The organism is Sinorhizobium fredii NGR234, from assembly GCF_000018545.1.
GTDB classification, from domain to species: Bacteria; Pseudomonadota; Alphaproteobacteria; order Rhizobiales; family Rhizobiaceae; genus Sinorhizobium; species Sinorhizobium fredii_A.
The window spans coordinates 2,069,732-2,086,417 of sequence record NC_012586.1; the positions used below are offsets into that span (position 1 = coordinate 2,069,732).

15 protein-coding genes are annotated in these 16,686 nt (G+C 65.2%); 5 read left to right on the forward strand and 10 right to left on the reverse strand.

What is annotated here, in order from left to right; all coding sequences use genetic code 11:
* Nucleotides 1–50: 50 nt before the first annotated feature.
* From NGR_RS09715 to NGR_RS09745, 7 genes are all read right to left on the reverse strand, one after another.
* Nucleotides 51–1,355, reverse strand: a complete 1,305-nt coding sequence (locus NGR_RS09715) for an ABC transporter substrate-binding protein (RefSeq protein WP_015888092.1) — start codon at nucleotides 1,353–1,355, stop codon at nucleotides 51–53.
* 146 nt (nucleotides 1,356–1,501) lie between these two features.
* Complete coding sequence (locus NGR_RS09720; protein ID WP_015888093.1) at nucleotides 1,502–2,569, reverse strand: ABC transporter ATP-binding protein; 1,068 nt, start codon at nucleotides 2,567–2,569, stop codon at nucleotides 1,502–1,504.
* A gap of 68 nt (nucleotides 2,570–2,637) precedes the next feature.
* A complete protein-coding gene (locus NGR_RS09725) occupies nucleotides 2,638–3,414 on the reverse strand; it encodes an SDR family oxidoreductase (RefSeq protein WP_015888094.1) in 777 nt (258 codons plus the stop codon).
* 1 nt (nucleotide 3,415) lies between these two features.
* Complete coding sequence (denD, locus tag NGR_RS09730) at nucleotides 3,416–4,399, reverse strand: D-erythronate dehydrogenase (protein ID WP_015888095.1); 984 nt, start codon at nucleotides 4,397–4,399, stop codon at nucleotides 3,416–3,418.
* Between the two features lie 35 nt (nucleotides 4,400–4,434).
* Nucleotides 4,435–5,211, reverse strand: coding sequence for a FadR/GntR family transcriptional regulator (locus NGR_RS09735; protein ID WP_015888096.1), 777 nt, complete (start codon nucleotides 5,209–5,211; stop codon nucleotides 4,435–4,437).
* Nucleotides 5,212–5,614: 403 nt separating this feature from the next.
* Nucleotides 5,615–6,292: an aldolase gene (locus NGR_RS09740; protein ID WP_015888097.1), complete on the reverse strand. Its 678-nt coding sequence runs from the start codon at nucleotides 6,290–6,292 to the stop codon at nucleotides 5,615–5,617.
* A 17-nt stretch (nucleotides 6,293–6,309) separates the two neighbouring features.
* Nucleotides 6,310–7,314 (reverse strand): LacI family DNA-binding transcriptional regulator, encoded by a 1,005-nt coding sequence (locus NGR_RS09745; RefSeq protein ID WP_015888098.1) that lies wholly within the window; start codon nucleotides 7,312–7,314, stop codon nucleotides 6,310–6,312.
* A gap of 222 nt (nucleotides 7,315–7,536) precedes the next feature.
* On the opposite strand from NGR_RS09745, the gene NGR_RS09750 reads away from it, so the two are divergent.
* From NGR_RS09750 to NGR_RS09770, 5 genes are all read left to right on the forward strand, one after another.
* Nucleotides 7,537–8,853 carry an MFS transporter gene (locus NGR_RS09750; protein ID WP_015888099.1) on the forward strand — a complete coding sequence of 439 codons (1,317 nt, stop codon included), beginning with the start codon at nucleotides 7,537–7,539 and terminating at the stop codon, nucleotides 8,851–8,853.
* A gap of 76 nt (nucleotides 8,854–8,929) precedes the next feature.
* Nucleotides 8,930–9,874: an L-threonate dehydrogenase gene (gene ltnD, locus NGR_RS09755; RefSeq protein WP_015888100.1), complete on the forward strand. Its 945-nt coding sequence runs from the start codon at nucleotides 8,930–8,932 to the stop codon at nucleotides 9,872–9,874.
* A gap of 12 nt (nucleotides 9,875–9,886) precedes the next feature.
* Nucleotides 9,887–10,663: a 2-oxo-tetronate isomerase gene (gene otnI, locus NGR_RS09760; protein ID WP_015888101.1), complete on the forward strand. Its 777-nt coding sequence runs from the start codon at nucleotides 9,887–9,889 to the stop codon at nucleotides 10,661–10,663.
* A 3-nt stretch (nucleotides 10,664–10,666) separates the two neighbouring features.
* Nucleotides 10,667–11,947, forward strand: coding sequence for a 3-oxo-tetronate kinase (otnK, locus tag NGR_RS09765; protein WP_015888102.1), 1,281 nt, complete (start codon nucleotides 10,667–10,669; stop codon nucleotides 11,945–11,947).
* Nucleotides 11,948–12,100: 153 nt separating this feature from the next.
* Nucleotides 12,101–13,483: an IS1380-like element ISRsp7 family transposase gene (locus tag NGR_RS09770; protein WP_015888103.1), complete on the forward strand. Its 1,383-nt coding sequence runs from the start codon at nucleotides 12,101–12,103 to the stop codon at nucleotides 13,481–13,483.
* 297 nt (nucleotides 13,484–13,780) lie between these two features.
* On the opposite strand, the gene NGR_RS09775 is transcribed toward NGR_RS09770, so the two are convergent.
* From NGR_RS09775 to NGR_RS09785, 3 genes are all read right to left on the reverse strand, one after another.
* Nucleotides 13,781–14,719, reverse strand: a complete 939-nt coding sequence (locus NGR_RS09775; RefSeq protein ID WP_015888104.1) for a DUF930 domain-containing protein — start codon at nucleotides 14,717–14,719, stop codon at nucleotides 13,781–13,783.
* A gap of 80 nt (nucleotides 14,720–14,799) precedes the next feature.
* On the reverse strand, nucleotides 14,800–15,291 hold the full coding sequence (locus NGR_RS09780; protein WP_015888105.1) for an ureidoglycolate lyase: 492 nt from the start codon (nucleotides 15,289–15,291) through the stop codon (nucleotides 14,800–14,802).
* A 40-nt stretch (nucleotides 15,292–15,331) separates the two neighbouring features.
* Nucleotides 15,332–16,600, reverse strand: a complete 1,269-nt coding sequence (locus tag NGR_RS09785) for a glycerate kinase type-2 family protein (RefSeq protein WP_015888106.1) — start codon at nucleotides 16,598–16,600, stop codon at nucleotides 15,332–15,334.
* Nucleotides 16,601–16,686 lie beyond the last annotated feature (86 nt).

Genomic DNA, 16,686 nt, shown 5'->3' on the forward strand with positions numbered 1-16,686 from the left:
GCCGCCGGCCTCGTCGATGGACGTGGCGGCCGACAGGCCGCCACGGAAAATCACACGCGGTAGTAGCGGTTTGCCCGCCGTTCGGCCTCGACGACGGCATCCTCGGGCGTCATCTGGCCGGTTACTGCCGTCGCGAACATGTCGACCAGCACGTAGTCGGCCATGACCCCGGCCGAGGCGTAGCCGAGCGGACCGGCATAGCCGTTCGGCCGCAGCGTCTCGGAGGCCTTGGCATAGGGCGCGTGGATCGGGTCGGCGGTCCAGACCGGGTTGTTGGCGAAGGCCTTCAGCGGCTGGCAGCAATAGGCGCTCGAGCCTTGGATCCAGGCATTCATCTGCTCGGCTTCCATCATGAACTTGATGTAGGCCTTGGCCGCTTCCGGATATTTGCTGTGGTTGAAGAGCAGGATCGAACTCGTCTGGTGCAGCTCGACGCTCTGGCCGACCGGGCCGATCGGGAAGTTGGTGGTGCGGATATCCGCCGCCAGCTCGGCGAGCGCCGCATCCTTCTTGGCGGCATAATAGAGCGAGACGCCGTTCGCCGTCAGCGAGACCTGTCCGGCGAGGAAGGCGCGGTTGTTGTTGATGTCGAGCCAGCTTTCCGTGCCCGGAATGAAGGTCTCGTAGAGCTGCTTGGCGTAGTTGATAGCCGCCAGCGTCTCCGGGCTGTTGATGGTCACCTTGCCGCCTTCGTCGACCATCTTGCCGCCATGGCTCCAAAGCAGCCAGTGGGCGTAGTTGTTGCCGTCGCCGACCGCCTTGCCGTGCGGGAAACCGGCCGGCGTGCCCTTCGCCTTCATCGCCTTGCAGAGCTCGAGGAAGCCCGCCGTATCCTTCGGAAATTCACTGAAGCCGGCCGCCTTCATGTGGCTGTCGCGGTAGCAGACGGCGTTGCCGATCGCCGTCAGCGGCATGGCGATGAACTTGCCGTCGTGGGTCGCGTAACCCTTCACGCCATCGTACCAGCCGCCATATTTGCCGCCGAGGTAATTGGCGAGTTCGGTGACGTCGACGAGCTTGTCCGGATACTGATGCGCGTCATCGAACCAGCACATCACCATGTCCGGGCCGGAGCCGACATTCGCGGCAACGGCCGCCTTCGGGCGAATGTCCTCCCAGCTTTCCTTGTCGATGCGGACCTCGACGCCGGTTGCCTCGGTGAACTTCTTGGTATTGGCAAGCCAGGCATCCTCGTCACCCTTGACGAAAGGCGTCCATCGCAAAAGCCTGAGGCTCGCGCCTTCCTCCGGCTTGTAGCTCGGTTCGGCCTGCGCGAAGGTCGGGCGGATGCCAAGACCCACGGCGCCGGCAAGGGCGGCGGAGGTTGCGAGGAAATCACGTCTCTTTATCGGCATTGGTACTCCTCCTTGAAACAGCGGGAGCAAATCTTCCCGGCATTCGCCGTCCCGCTTGGCGAATGCTGCGACCCCGATGCCGGCGGTTGCCCGGCATCGCCCGCGCGGCGAGGAAGGCTCCTCCCCTTCCTCCTCCCGGACGGGCGTCAGTCGAACAATCGCTGTCCGGTCTCAGCGTCGAACAGATGAACATGCGCGCCGTCGATCTTGAGGCGGATCGTCTCGCCGGGCTTGGCAGTCACCCGCTCGCGGAAGACACAGGTCACGTCGTTGCCGCCGAGCCTGGCGATCATCTGCGTTTCGTAGCCGGTCGGCTCGGTCACCACGACCTCGGCGGGCAGACCGTTCGGGTCGAGCGACATATATTCGGGCCTGAGGCCGTAGACGAGGTCGCGACCCCGGGCGGCTGCACTCGGCCGGGCGACGGGAAGCGCCGTGCCGTCCGCGGTCATGAAGGCCGTCGGATCCTCCGGGTGTAGCCGGCCGCGGATCATGTTCATGGCCGGCGAGCCGATGAAGCCGGCGACGAAGAGATTGGCCGGGTGGTCGTAGAGCTCGAGCGGCGCGCCGATCTGCTCGACGATGCCGTCATGCATGACGACGATCTTGTCGGCCATCGTCATCGCCTCGATCTGGTCATGGGTGACATAGACCGTCGTCGTCTTCAGCCGCTGGTGCAATTCCTTGATCTCGGCGCGCATGGCGACGCGCAGCTTGGCGTCGAGGTTCGAGAGCGGTTCGTCGAACAGGAACACCTGCGGGTCGCGCACGATCGCCCGGCCCATGGCGACGCGCTGGCGCTGGCCGCCGGACAGCTGGCGCGGATAGCGGTCGAGCAGCTTCGAGAGCCCGAGGATTTCCGCCGCAACACCGACCCGTTTGTCGATCTCCGCCTTCGGCGTGCTTGCCAGCATCAGCGAGAAGGCCATGTTGTCGGCGACCGTCATATGCGGATAGAGCGCATAGTTCTGGAACACCATGGCGATGTCGCGATCCTTCGGCGGCAGCCGGTTGACGACGCGGTCGCCGATGCGGATTTCTCCCGCCGTGATGTTCTCGAGCCCCGCCAGCATCCGCAGCAAGGTCGATTTTCCGCAGCCGGACGGGCCCACGAGAATGACGAACTCGCCGTCGTCGATTTCGATATTCACGCCCTTGATGATGGGAACAGCCCCGAAGGATTTCCGGACATCGACAAAATCCACGCCTGCCATTTGCGTTCCTCCCAGAACTCATTCCTGCCTCCGCCCCATCCTCCAGTGGATGGGCAAAGGCTTTGATCCTATCCGCGGCCGACCAGCGGCATCTTCGTCGCCATCACCGTCATCGTCAGCACATTGGCCGTCAGCGGCAGGCTCGCCATGTAGACGACGGCATCGGCGACATGCTCGACCGGAATCGTCGGCTCCGCTGCGATCTCGCCGTTGGCCTGCAGCACGCCGCTGCTCATCTTCTGCGTCATGTCGGTTGCGGCGTTGCCGATATCGATCTGCCCACAGGCAATATCGAAGGGTCGCCCGTCGAGTGCCGTCGCCTTGGTGAGCCCGGTGATCGCATGCTTGGTTGACGTGTAGGGTGCCGAGTTGGGCCGGGGCGTCGTCGCCGAAATCGAGCCGTTGTTGATGATCCGGCCGCCGCGCGGGTCCTGTGCCTTCATCAGCCGAAAGGCCTGCTGGGTGCAGAGGAAGGCGCCGGTCAGGTTCGCGGCAAGAATTCCACTCCATTGCTCGAAGGTGACCTCCTCGAGCGGAACAGGCGGCACGGTCGAGCCGGCATTGTTGACGAGCAGGTCGAGCCTGCCGAACTCGCTCCGGATCGCATCGAAAAGGGCCACAACCTGCCCGGGATCGCCGACATCGCAGGCAATTGCCCGGACGCTGCCGCCGGTTTCCGCAGCGATGTCCGTCGCCGCGCGCTGCAATACGTCGGCGCGGCGCCCGGTAATGACAAGGAGATAGCCCTCGGCACCCAGTCGCCTGGCGATGCCGCGGCCGACGCCGGACCCGCCGCCCGTCACCAGCGCGATCTTGCCCTCGCCCGATCTCTTGCCCTCTGTCATGTCAGATCTTCCCTCCGAGTTCGTCCTCGATATGGATGCGGATGATCTCGTCGAAGCTGCTCTCGGCCGTGAAGCCCAGTTCACGAGCGCGGCGCGCATCGAAATTCGTCGGCCAGCCGGCGACGATCGCACCGATGACCGGGTCCGGTTCGCGGCGGATGAGGCCGGCGGCCTTCGGCCCGGCAACGCGCTTCAGCGCCTCGATCTCCTCGCCGACCAGCGCCGACAAGCCCGGCATGGTCAGGTTGCGCCGCGGCCCGATCCGGCTTGTCTCCATCCGCGCCGCGTGAACGAAGAAGCCGACGGCCGAGCGCGGGCTGGCGAACCAGTGCCGGACGTTTTCATCGACCGGCAGGACGGCCTCCTGGCCGGCCAGCGGCTCGCGCAGGATGTTGGAGAAGAAGCCGGACGCCGCCTTGTTCGGCTTGCCCGGCCGGATGCAGATGGTCGGCAGGCGGATGCCGATGCCGTCGAAGAAGCCGCGCCGCGAATAGTCGGCCAGCAGCAGTTCGCAGATCGCCTTCTGCGTGCCGTAGCTCGTCAGCGGCGTCGTAAAGAACTCGTCACCGATCTTTTCCGGGAACGGCTGGCCGAAGACGGCGATCGAGGAGGCGAAGACGAGGCGCGGCGAATAGGGCTCGCGCCGACCCTCCTGGCGGATCGCCTCGAAGAGCGCCCGCGTCCCGTCGAGATTGACGCCGTAGCCCTTGTCGAAATCGGCCTCCGCCTCGCCCGAGACGATCGCCGCGAGATGGTAGATGACGTCCGGCCGTGTCGCGACAAGCTGCTCGCCGCTGCCTTCCCGCGACAGATCGAGCGCCAGCGCCGTCGAGATTGCCGAATAGGCCGCGGGAATCGGCGGCTCAATCACGTCCACCAGGCTCAGCCGGCCGATCTCATAGCCGAGGGCGCCCGGCTCGGCCGCCAGTTTCTCGACGAGTTTCCGGCCGATCATGCCGGCCGCACCGATGATCATGACATGCATTCGCGGCGAACCTCCTCCGTTCGGCCACATCCGGATCATTCCGGATTGCGCGTGCCCTTCTGTTTCTGTTTCCTGCCGTTTCCGTCAACGAGCAGTTCCTTCGTCGTCCGATAGATGCGCATCAGATGCTCGTGAAAGGCCGCGACGACCGCTTCACGGTCGCGCCGCCGCAGCGCCTCGACGATTTCGCTGTGATCCTTGTAGCTCGCCTCGATCGCACCCGGGCGCGACATGGCGCTGCGCCGGTAGTCCATCATGTAAGTATAGAGGTCTGTGACGAAGTCCGAGAGCAGCGGATTGCCGCAGGCCCGGTAGATCGCCACGTGGAATTCGCGGTCGCAGATCAGGAAGCGCATCGCGTCGTCGCTGCAGAGCTTCTGTGCCTCGAGCAGGCTTTCAAGCTTCTTCAGTGCCTCGTCGTCCATGTTGGCGGCGGCATCGCCCACCACCTTCAGCTCTATGTGCAGCCTCGCCGCATGGACATCCTCGAGATCGTAGCTGTCGATGGCATTCGGCGAGGCGATCGTCACCGTGACGTCGCTGAGATCGACATCGGCAACACGGCTGCGGCTTCCCTGCGACACCTCGATGATGCCGCGCGCCGCCAGCGTCTGAATGGCACCGCGCACCGTCTCGCGGCTGACATGGAGGACGTTGGCGAGTTCTCGCTCCCCCGGCAGTTCGTCGCCGGGCCTCAGCATGTTGGTGGCGACCAGCACCATCAGCTTGTCGGCAATCAACTCACGCGCCGTGCGCCGGTCAAGGCTCCGCCCCACCTTCGGCATCTGCGTGAGTATCGGACTGCCAGTCATCGGCGCCACTCCTCCACTGATCCACTGGTTGGTCCACCGGATCAGTCATACGAATAGAGGCGGGAAGTGCGCTTCGGTCAAGGCCAGTTCGTCGCGGCAGCGCAGCAAAAATACAAAGCGCCATTGTGCAGCGCATGCAGATCAGAAGAGAGCGTTCACGGGGAACGCCAGCAACAGGTAGCTCCCTGACACCAAAACGCGCATTTGTGTTTGGTCGGCCCCTCATCCGCCTGCCGGCACCTTCTCCCCGCAAGCGGTCCGCAAGCGGGGCGAAGGGGTATGCCGCACCGCCTTAGTTCCCCTCGCCCCGAGTGAAAGGGGGATTGAGCGGGCGCGACACGCCCCTTCGCCCCGCTTGCGGGGAGAAGGTCGCGGCAGCGGGATGAGGGGCGGGCGCGACAGCTCAGCCGTGATCATGTCCCTCGTGATCATCGAGCAACGGCAGTTCGAGACCGAAGGTCTTGACGAGATCGCTCACCTGATCCGGGGTCAGATAGCGCGGGTTGAGGTTGCGCAGGAGCAGGTAGAGCTTCGCCGTCTCCTCCAGCTCCTCGGTAGCGAAGACCGCCGCCTCGAGGCTGTCGCCGGCGACCACGGGGCCGTGATTGGCCAGCAGCACCGACGAATATTTGCCGGCAAGGCCGCGGATCGCATCTGCAACCGCCGGGTCGCCGGGGCGGTAATAGGGCACCAGCGCCGTCTCGCCGGCGCGCATGAGATAGTAAGGGGTCATCGGCGGCAGCGCGGCGCGCGGATCGATCTCGGGCAGCATGGTGAGCGCCACCGCGTGGGTCGAATGGAGATGCACGATGGCACGGGCGCTGCCGCGCGACTCGTAGAGGGCGGCGTGCAGTGGGATCTCCTTCGTCGGCTTGTCGCCCGCAACGAGCTTGCCCTTGGAGTCGAGCCGCGAGATGCGGGTCGGGTCGAGGAAGCCGAGCGAGGCATTGGTCGGCGTCACCAGCCAGCCGCCGTCGTCAAGCCGAAGCGAGATGTTTCCGGAGGAGCCGGGCGTAAGCCCGCGCTCGAACAGCGATCGTCCGTAGCGGCAGATTTCCTCGCGCAGACGGCTCTCGGACATGGGCAGATCCTTTCAGTTCAGGCGGTTGCGCCTTCGACCAGTTCGAAGCCGAGATCGACCACTTGCGGCGGCGCGTTGGTGACGACGAATTCCGCCGCCAGTTGCCCCGTGGCAACGCGCGGGGTGCGAATGGTCGACAAGGGCTGCGGCGTCACTCGCCCGATATCGAGGCCGTTGTAACCGAAGATCGCCAGTTGCGAGGGAATCGAGATGCCGCGCGCCAGGCAGTGGAAATAGCCGCCGATTGCCATGTCGTCGTTCGAGAAATAGACCGCGTCGAGATCGGCATGCCTATCCAGCAGACGCTCCAGGCCAAGCCGTCCGCTTTCCACTGACGAGGCGCCGGAGCAGATCTCCCGATCGACCAGGGGAGAGCCGGCGGAGGCGAGCGTTTCGCCGAAGGCGGCAAAGCGCTTGCCGGCGCGGGTATCGCGATCGATGTCGTGCCCGACATAGCCGATGCGGCGATAGCCGCGCTTCAGCAGGAATTCGGCGCTTGCCTGGCCAGCGGCTCGATTGGAAAAACCGACCGCCAGATCGAGCGCCGCGCCGTCCACATCGAGCACTTCGACCACCCGGCAGCCGCTTGCGCGCAGCATCTTCAGCGTGCCTTGCGTATGTTCGAAGCCGGCGAGCATCACCGCCGTCGGCCGCCAGGCGAGCATAGCGGCGACAAGCGCCTCCTCGCGCTCTAGGTCGTAGTCGGTCACGGAAAAGACAGCCTGGTGCCTGTTCTGCTCCAAAACGCCGCTTGCCCCGCGCAGCACGTCGGGGAAGACGATGTTGGAGAGCGAGGGAACCACGAAGGCGACGAGGCGCGACCCGGCGGAAGCGAGCGTTCCGGCAATCCGGTTCGGCACATAGCCGAGCCGCTCGACCGCCTCCAGCACCCGCTCCCTCGCCTTGCGCGAAAACGACCCTTCGTTTCTCAGCACGCGCGAAACGGTGCTCTCGCCGACGCCGGCGGCTTCGGCGACCTCGGCAAGCGTCACGGCACCCTGCTGCTTGAAATCGAAATCCACGTTCGACCCTGTCTCTCTGGCTGCGTCCGGCCGCCGCAACGCCCCGGCGCCGGCTCGCCGCCTTCAAATTCCAGATACCCCAGTTTTTTTGGCAGCGCTACCAATTTTGACTTGGCAGCGCTGCCAAACTGACATAAAGGATAATGGCAGCGCTGCCATCTGGCACCGCGTCGTCGGGAAAATTTCAAGGAGGCCCCGGCGGAACTACTGGAGGAGGAAATCATGACCCTGGAGACCCCGGCGCCGATCGGTGGCGTCTACTCAGACCGGTCGGTGGAGGATCGCGCTTATAGCAAGGTGTTTTGGAGAATTATTCCGTTCCTGATGCTTTGCTACGTGGTCGCCTATCTCGATCGCGTCAACGTCGGTTTCGCGAAATTGCAGATGTCGAGCGAGCTCGGCCTGTCGGAAGCGGCCTACGGCATCGGTGCCGGCATCTTCTTCATCGGCTATTTCCTGTTCGAGGTGCCGAGCAACGTCATCCTCAACAAGGTCGGCGCCCGGGTCTGGATCGCCCGCATCATGATCACCTGGGGTATCATCTCCGCCGCCTTCATGTTCACCACCTCGGAAACCGTGTTCTACATCCTGCGTTTCCTGCTGGGTGTGGCCGAGGCAGGGTTCTTCCCCGGCATCATCCTTTACCTGACCACCTGGTATCCGGCGCATCGCCGTGCCAAGATCATCACCACCTTCATGTCGGCGATCCCGATCTCGTCGATCTTCGGCAATCCGCTTTCCGGCCTGCTGATGGACAGCTTCCACGGCACGCATGGCCTTTCCGGCTGGCAGTGGATGTTCCTCATCGAAGCCATTCCTGCGATCCTCTTCGGCGTTGCCACCTTCTTCTATCTCGACGACACGATCGGCCACGCGAAGTGGCTGACAAAGGAGGAAAAGAAGGTGCTGGCAGCCAATATCGAGGCCGAGAACCGAGCCAAATCGTCGAGCCCGCACAGCATCAGGGGAACCCTGACCGACCGCCGCGTCTGGCTGATGTGCCTGATCTATTTCTGCTTCGTGCTCGGACAATACGGCCTGAATTTCTGGATGCCGACGCTGGTGAAGGCGACCGGCGTCACCGGAAACCTGAACATCGGGCTGATTTCCGCGATCCCCTATATCTGCACCTTCGTCGCCATGCTGGCGCTCGGACGCTCCTCGGATCGCTTGTGCGAACGGCGTTGGCATCTCGTCGTACCGGCCGTCATCGCTGCCGGCGGCTTCATCGCGGCGACCATGGCGACAAGCACCACGCTGGCGATCGTCTGCCTCTCGCTCGCTGCCGCCGGCGCCATCAGTTGCGCACCGCTCTTCTGGTCGCTCCCGACGGCATTTCTCGCCGGGACAGGGGCCGCGGCCGGCATCGCCTGGATCAACTCGGTCGGCAATCTCGCCGGTTTCCTCGGGCCCTTCCTGGTCGGCTATCTCAAGGACTTCACCGGCAGCAACAGCGCCGGCATGTATCTCCTGGCCGCCGCTCTTGTCATCGGCTCGCTGGCCGTTCTGGCTGTTCCCGCGAAGACCGTGAACCGGTAAGCTTCCAAGTCGGCACCGCCGGGTCCCCTCGGCCCGGCGGTGCTCCCTTGCCCTGTCAGAGCTGGAGAATCTCTTCATGTCATTGCATGCTGAAAGTCCGGGACGCGCGCCCACCGCGGCTGTGATCGGTCTCGGTTCCATGGGCTTCGGAATGGCCCAGTCCATGAAGCGCGACGGCCTCGAGGTCGTCGGCTACGACATTACCCCGGCGGCCGCGGAACGCTTCGCCGCCGAGGGCGGCCGCGCCGCCGCTACGCTGCGGGAGGCCGTGCACGATGCCGATGTCGTCGTCTCGGTGGTCGTGAATGCCGCCCAGACCGAGGCCGTCCTGTTCGGCGCAGACGGCGTCGCCGCGGCGATGAAGCCGGGTGCAGTTTTCGTCTCCTCGGCGACCATGGATCCGGCCATTGCACGGCGCCTGTCCGAGCAGGTCGAGGCGCTTGGCCTCCATTACCTCGACGCGCCGATTTCCGGCGGCGCCGCGCGCGCCGCAAAGGGCGAACTGACGATCATGGGGTCGGGCTCGCCGCAAGCCTTCGCCGCCGCCCGCCCGGCGCTCGATGCGATGGCCGCCAAGGTCTACGAGCTTGGCGACGCCGCCGGAACCGGAGCGGCCTTCAAGATGATCAACCAGCTTCTGGCCGGCGTGCACATCGCCGCCGCCTGCGAGGCGATCACCTTCGCCGCCAAGCAGGGCCTCGATCTCGAAAAGGTCTACGAGGTGATCACCGCCTCGGCCGGCAATTCCTGGATGTTCGAAAACCGCGTCCCGCATGTGCTTGCGGGCGACTACACGCCGCTCAGCGCCATCGAGATCTTCGTCAAGGACCTCGGCATCGTCCAGGACATGGCGCGCTCCGAGCGCTATCCGGTGCCACTGGTTGCAGCTGCCCTGCAGATGTATCTCGCCGCTTCCGGCGCCGGCATGGGGCGCGACGACGATTCCTCGCTGGCGCGGCTCTATGCGCAGCTTTCCGGCGCCAAGTTGCCCGGCCAAAACAAAGAGCCGGACAAGGCGTAGAGGAGGTTCAAGATGCCCGTTTTCGCCGCCAATCTGACGATGATGTTCAACGAGTGGCCGTTCCTAGACCGCTTCGACGCCGCCGCGGAAGCCGGGTTCACGGCCGTCGAGTATCTCTTCCCCTATGAGGCACCGCCCGAGGCGATCGCCGAACGGCTCGCGCGTAACAAGCTTGAACAGGCACTCTTCAACCTGCCGCCCGGCGACTGGGCGGCGGGCGAGCGCGGCATCGCCGCCCTTCCCGGCCGCTTCGAGGAGTTGAAAGCCGATGTCGAACGCGCGCTCGACTATGCCGCCGCGACCGGTGTCAAGCGCCTGCATCTGATGGCGGGACTGGCCGACCCCTCCGATCCAGAAGCGGCAGATTGCTACCGGCGCGCCGTCGCCTATGCTGCCGAGCGCCTTGCCGAAAAAGGGCTCGACCTCCTGCTCGAGCCGATCAACGGCCGCAACATGCCCAGCTATTTTCTCAATGACTTCGGCGCCGCCGAGCGGCTGATCGCCGATCTCGGGCTTGCCAACCTGAAGCTCCAGTTCGACATCTACCATCGCCAGATCATCCATGGCGACGTCACCATGGCGCTCCGCCGCCTAATGCCGGTCACCGGGCACATCCAGATCGCCAGCGTGCCTTCGCGACAGGAGCCGGACGGCGAAGAACTGAATTATCCCTATCTCTTCGCCGAGATCGACCGCCTCGGCTATGCCGGTTTCGTCGGCTGCGAATATTCCCCAAGTAGAGGGACGCTTGAAGGCCTTGCCTGGTTCAAACCCTTTGCACGGAGCTGAACGATGACAATCCTGCTCGGATCGATCGCCGACGACTACACGGGCGCCTCCGATCTCGCCAATACGCTGACCAAGAACGGACTCCGGACCGTGCAGACGGTCGGCATCCCCGACCCGTCGCTTGTATTGCCGGATGTCGATGCGGTCGTCGTCTCCCTGAAGATCCGCTCTGTCGCCGCCGAGGAGGCCGTCGCTGCGGCGAGCAAGGCGGAGCGGTGGTTGCGCGATCGCGGCGCGGCCCATGTGCTCTACAAGATCTGTTCGACCTTCGATTCCACCGATCAAGGCAATATCGGTCCGGTGACGGAGGCGCTCAGTCGAGCCGCCGGCGGCGGCATCGTGCTGGTCACCCCGGCCTTTCCGGAAACCGGCCGGACGGTCTATCTCGGCCATCTCTTCGTCAATGGCCAGCCGCTCAACGAAAGCCCGCTCAAGGATCACCCGCTCAACCCGATGCACGACGCCAATCTGGTGCGCGTCATGGCTCGGCAGTCGAAGGGAAGCGTCGGCCTCGTCGACCTGCCAACCGTGGCAGCCGGACCTGAGGCAGTCAGGGCGCGGCTCGATGCCTTGCGCGCCGAGGGCGTGGCCGCGGCGATCGCCGATGCGACTTCAGAGCGCGATCTCGAAACGCTCGGCGAAGTGGCGTTGCAGACGCCGGTGTCGACCGGCGCCTCCGGCCTCGGACTCGGCCTGGCGCGCGCCATCGCATGCTCCGGTCGCGCCGCTGCGGCAAGAGCCGACACGTCGGATGCTGTCCGACCGGTCGGTGGCCTTGCCGCGATCGTCGCCGGCAGTTGCTCGGCGGCGACGCTGCGGCAGCTCGAGGTGGCCGAACGGTCGATGCCGGTGCTGCGGCTCGACACCGAGAGATTGCTCAAGGGATTCGACGCGATTTCCGCGGCGATTGCCTGGGCCGGCGAGCGGATTTCCGCGGGCCCGGTCGTCATTGCCGCAAGCGCCTCGCCCGATGTGGTTTCACGCCTGCAATCCCAATACGGTCGCGAGGCATCCGGCCACGCCATCGAAACCGCGACCGCGACGATCGCCGGCGAACTGGTGGCGCGCGGCGTCAAGCGCCTCGTCGTCGCCGGCGGCGAGACGTCAGGCGCGACCGTCGACAGGCTCGCTATCCCCGCCTTCCTGATCGGCCCCGAGATCGCCCCCGGCGTGCCGGTGCTTCGCACCGTCGGCAACGCCCAGGGCGACATGCTGCTGGCGCTGAAATCGGGGAACTTCGGAGGCGAAGACTTCTTCAGCGCGGCGTTGGCGATGATGGGCTGAAGGTCAAAACCAGAGCACGTCAACGATTGCCCCTCTCCTCGAGTTTAACCCGACGACTAGCCTGAATATCTCAAAGTAAGAGGTGCATCGGGCCCGCGAATCTGAGAAACTTCTTTTGCTACAAAGGGTTATCAGATTCGTTGAGGGGGTCCGATGCAAACACACTGTATCGCCGAGCAGCTCGAATTTGAAGGCTTCGACGGTCACAAAGTGGTCGCTGGTTTCGACGGCGGAGCGATCACCTCGGATGCCGGCGCCCTGCTGCTTCGCCATGTCGATGGGATCATCGGACTGTTCGACCGGGTGGCCGCTTGCTTCGTTGATGACCGCGATCCGACGTGCACGGTCCACAGCGTGCGCACGCTGGTCGGGCAGCGCGTTGCGGCGATCGCGCTGGGCTACGAGGATGTCGATGACCACGACAGGCTGCGCCACGACCCGGTGCTCGCGCTTCTGTCGGAGCGGCTGACGCCGAAGCGGCAAGACTGTGCGGTGCTTGCCGGCAAATCCACCTTGAACCGGCTGGAGCACGGCCGTCTCGGCCAGCCGACGCGCTATCACAAGATCGCTTACGACAGGCAAGCGCTGGAAGCGCTGTTCATCGAGCTGTTCCTGGACGCGCACGACAGCCCGCCTGAGGAAATCGTGCTCGATCTCGACGCCACCGATGATCCGCTGCACGGTCACCAGGAGGGTCGGTTCTTTCACGGCTATTACAACTGCTATTGCTATCTGCCGCTGTACATCTTCTGCGGCCGCCACCTGCTTTCGGCCAAGCTACGGCGTTCGAACATCGACGCCAGCGCAGGCTCGGTCGCCGAAATCGATCGTATCATCGGGCAGATCCGCCAAAGCTGGCCAAACGTGCGCATCATCCTGCGCGCCGATTCCGGCTTCGCCCGCGACGAACTGATGGACTGGTGCGAGACCAACAAGGTCGACTATGTCTTTGGCCTTGCTCGCAACCCGCGGCTGGAAAGGCAAATCGCGCCGGCCATGGAGGAAGCAAGCCTGTTATCCCAGGCAAGCGCCCAGGCGACCCGCGTCTTCCGCGACTTCCTGTGGTCGACCAAGGACAGCTGGACACGACGACGGCGGGTCGTTGGAAAAGCGGAATGGACGCTGCTGGGCGCCAATCCGCGCTTCATCGTCACCTCCCTTAAGCCAGAGCGCTGGGCGGCACAGACGCTTTACGAGGATCTCTACTGCGCCCGCGGTGACATGGAGAACCGCATCAAAGAATGCCAGCTCGATCTCTACGCCGACCGCACCAGCGCCCACACCATGCACGCCAATCAACTGCGCCTCTGGTTCGCCTCGTTGGCCTACGTGCTGATCTGCGCCCTGCGCCGCCTTGGCCTTGCCCATACGCGGCTCGCCGAGGCGACCTGCGGCACCATCCGGCTGAAGCTGTTAAAGATCGGCGCCCAGGTCCGCGTCTCGGTGCGTCGCATCAAAATCGCGATGGCATCCGCCTGTCCCTATGCCGACGAATTTGCACTGGCACACGCCCGAATACGTGCCGCGGCCCGCTGATGCCGCCGGCCTGAAACCCTTCCGCAACCAGAACAGGAGACATCGCCGAACCCAGACCCGCCGCTCACAGTGGCGCCGACTCCGTTCGTCTTCGAAGCCGGAGCGCCAAACAGGCGTCCCGGCGGGCCGAGTTGCGCCACCGGCGCTAAAGGCGGTGAGAGAAGCGGGCTAGCCCTCTCCCCGCAGGCGACGCAGGCGGGGAGAGGGACTTAGGTTGGCGCCGCGAGTCTCCTTCGCCCCGCTTGCGGGGAGAAGGTGGCCGGCAGGCCGAATGAGGGGCGGCCACTGGAGAAAAGCTCACTCCTTCGGCAGTTGGCGCAAGCCCCACTCGCTTTTCGGAATTGCACCGCCGATGGCGAAGCTGAAGGAGGCGACCGACGTCGTCTCCGAGTTGACTTCGCATTTGAAGTCGATGCCGTACCATTTCCCCCGGCTGCGATAGGCGCCACCGTTGGCGCTGAGGCCGGAAGCCGAAACCATCCCGCCGACGGGACCGAACGGGACCAGCATGTCCGGGAAAGCATCGGGCCTTGCTCGGCGCACCTGTTCCAACGCCTCGATCGTGCAGAGCTGCACGATGCGCCGCTTCGGCGGCAGCCTGCCGATTGCCTGTTTGACCCGTGGATCGGACAGGGCGTCCCGCGAATAGAGTTGTTTCGCTTCCACCAACTCGCTTGACTGCTGGTCCGCGGCCGCCTCCGCCGGCTCCTGGGCCACGTCCGCCTTGGCTTCCTCTGCCACGGGCTTCTCCTTGGGAACAGGCGCATTTTGCGGCGTCGGCTCGGCATCCCCCGCCTTGCTCACCGCGTCTTCGCCCTCGACCCGCAACTCGGCCAGTGCCTTGCTTGCTTCGGCCGGCTTGTCGGCGCTCTCCGTCTTTGCCGGGGCGGGCTTTGCTTGCGCATCGGGTGATTTCGGTTTGTCGGTCCGGCTTGGCCCGGCAGGCGGCAATTGCGGCTGTGGCGGCTTTTCCCTGTCGACCTCAGCCGAAGCAGATTCGAAGACCTGCGGCGGCGATCGGGAAGGCTCGGGCTTTGCCTCCTTCGGCTTGTCTTGCGGCTTCGGCTCAGGCTTCGGCGGCGAAACGAGCGCGACATTGATGCTCTCATCCTTTGCCGGCGGAGCGTGCTCGGGCAGCCGAACCAGCAAGATGAACGCCAGCGCCAGATGCAGGGCGACCGAGGTCGGCATGCCCCACCCGGTATCCCCCCACATTTTCCTCGCCGACTGCAGCATTGCTCAATAGATCACGGACTCGATGGCCCGAAACTAAGAGCTCGATGGCCTCGCAACAAGGGCGGAAGCCACAATGTCGGTCAGACGTATTCGACGCGATACGGTATGTCGAAGAAATGTTCCTCCAGATTGCAGCCTTCGCCGCCGCGATCGACGACGACGAAATCGGATACGCCATTGAGCGGCGTCAGGATGCCGTGCCAGACATTGCGGGCGATGTTGACGCCCTGGCCGGGCGCGGTCTCGAAGGCGATCGGCTCGCCCGGTCTGCCGTCCTCATCCGGCGCGACGACGACAAGGAAGGCGTTCTCCGTCAGCGGCACGAACGCCTGGCTGCCGAGCGGATGGCGCTCCACCATCTTGAGCGGCAGCGGAATTTCGTAAGGTTCGCCGCGCAGCAGGCTGATCAGGGCGCGCCCCGCGGGCCCCGTCGTCTCGACCGTCGCGAGGTCGTGGTAGCGGACGCATTTGCCGGCGTTGATGGGGAAGCTTTTTGCCTCGTCGAGTTCGATCACGTCGCCGAAGGGGGCGAATTCGACCCGCGACAGGGGCCGGATCGGCAGGGATTTCATCGGGTTTCCTTCCGTCTGTTGGCGTCTGTCCCGGCTACGCTTACTGGATCAGCATCGCCCGGAAATCGTTGACGTTCGTGCCGGTCGGCCCCGGCTTGAAAATGTCGCCGAGCGCATCGAAGGCAGCCCAGCTGTCGTTGCGCTGCAAGAGTGCCGCCGCGTCGAGACGCTGCCCGAGCAGCCGGGCGATCGTCGTGTCGTCGGCGAAGGCGCCGGCGTTGTCTTCCGAGCCGTCGATACCGTCGGTGTCGGCGGCCAAGGCGGAGATGCCCGAGACGCCGTCGATGCCGAGCGCGAGCGACAGCAGGAACTCGCTGTTGCGGCCGCCCCTGCCGGCGCCGTTCACCGTCACGGTGGTTTCGCCGCCGGATAGCACGACGACGGGCTTGTTGAAGGGACGGCTGCGGTTCGCGACCTCCCGCGCGATCGCGGCGTGAACCAGCCCGACATCGCGTGCCTCGCCTTCGATCGAATCCGAAAGAATGATCGCCTCGACGCCACCCGCCCGCGCCTCGGCCGCGGCAGCCTCCAGCGAGACGCCGGCCGATGCGATCAGCCGCACTTCGTTTCGGGCAAAGCACGGATCGTCGGGCCTTGGCGCATCCGCCGCCTCGCTTGCCATCCAAGCCAGGACGCTTTCCGGCAGCGCCAGGCGGTAGCGCTCGACGACCCTCAAGGCATCGGCGCGCGTACTCTCGTCGGCAATCGTCGGGCCGGAGGCGACAAGTGCCGGATCGTCGCCGGGGACGTCGGAAACGACGAGCGACACGACCCGCGCCGGATAAGCTGCGGCGGCCAACCGTCCGCCCTTGATGGTCGAGACATGCTTGCGCACGGCATTCATCGCCCGGATCGGCGCTCCCGAGGCCAGCAATGCGCGGTTGACGGCAATCTCGTCCTCGAGCGACAGCCTTTTCGGCGGCGCCGGCAGCAGCGCCGAACCGCCGCCGCAGATCAGCGCCACAACCAGATCATCCGGCGTCAAGCCGCTGACCTCGGCGAGCAGACGTTTCGAGGCCCGTAGCCCGCCGCCATCCGGCAAGGGATGCGAGGCCTCAAGCACTTCTATGTGCCTGCAGGGAACGCCGAAGCCGTAGCGCGTCGCGACGGCACCGCTGATCGGCCCCGGCCACAGCGTTTCGAAGGCCTGCGCCATCTGCGCTGCACCCTTGCCGGCACCGATGACGACGGTGCGGCCCTTCGGCCGCTCCGGCAGGTTGGCGGTGAGGACGCGCATCGGATCGGCGGCAGCGACCGCCGAGTCGAACAACGACTCCAGGAATTGACGCGGATCGGCGATGGCGACCATTTTTCCTCCCGTTGGCAAAAGGCCCGGGCGACGGCTCCTCCTTCCGCCGCCCGGTTGCATGATTGCCGCAGTGGATGGGGACGCCC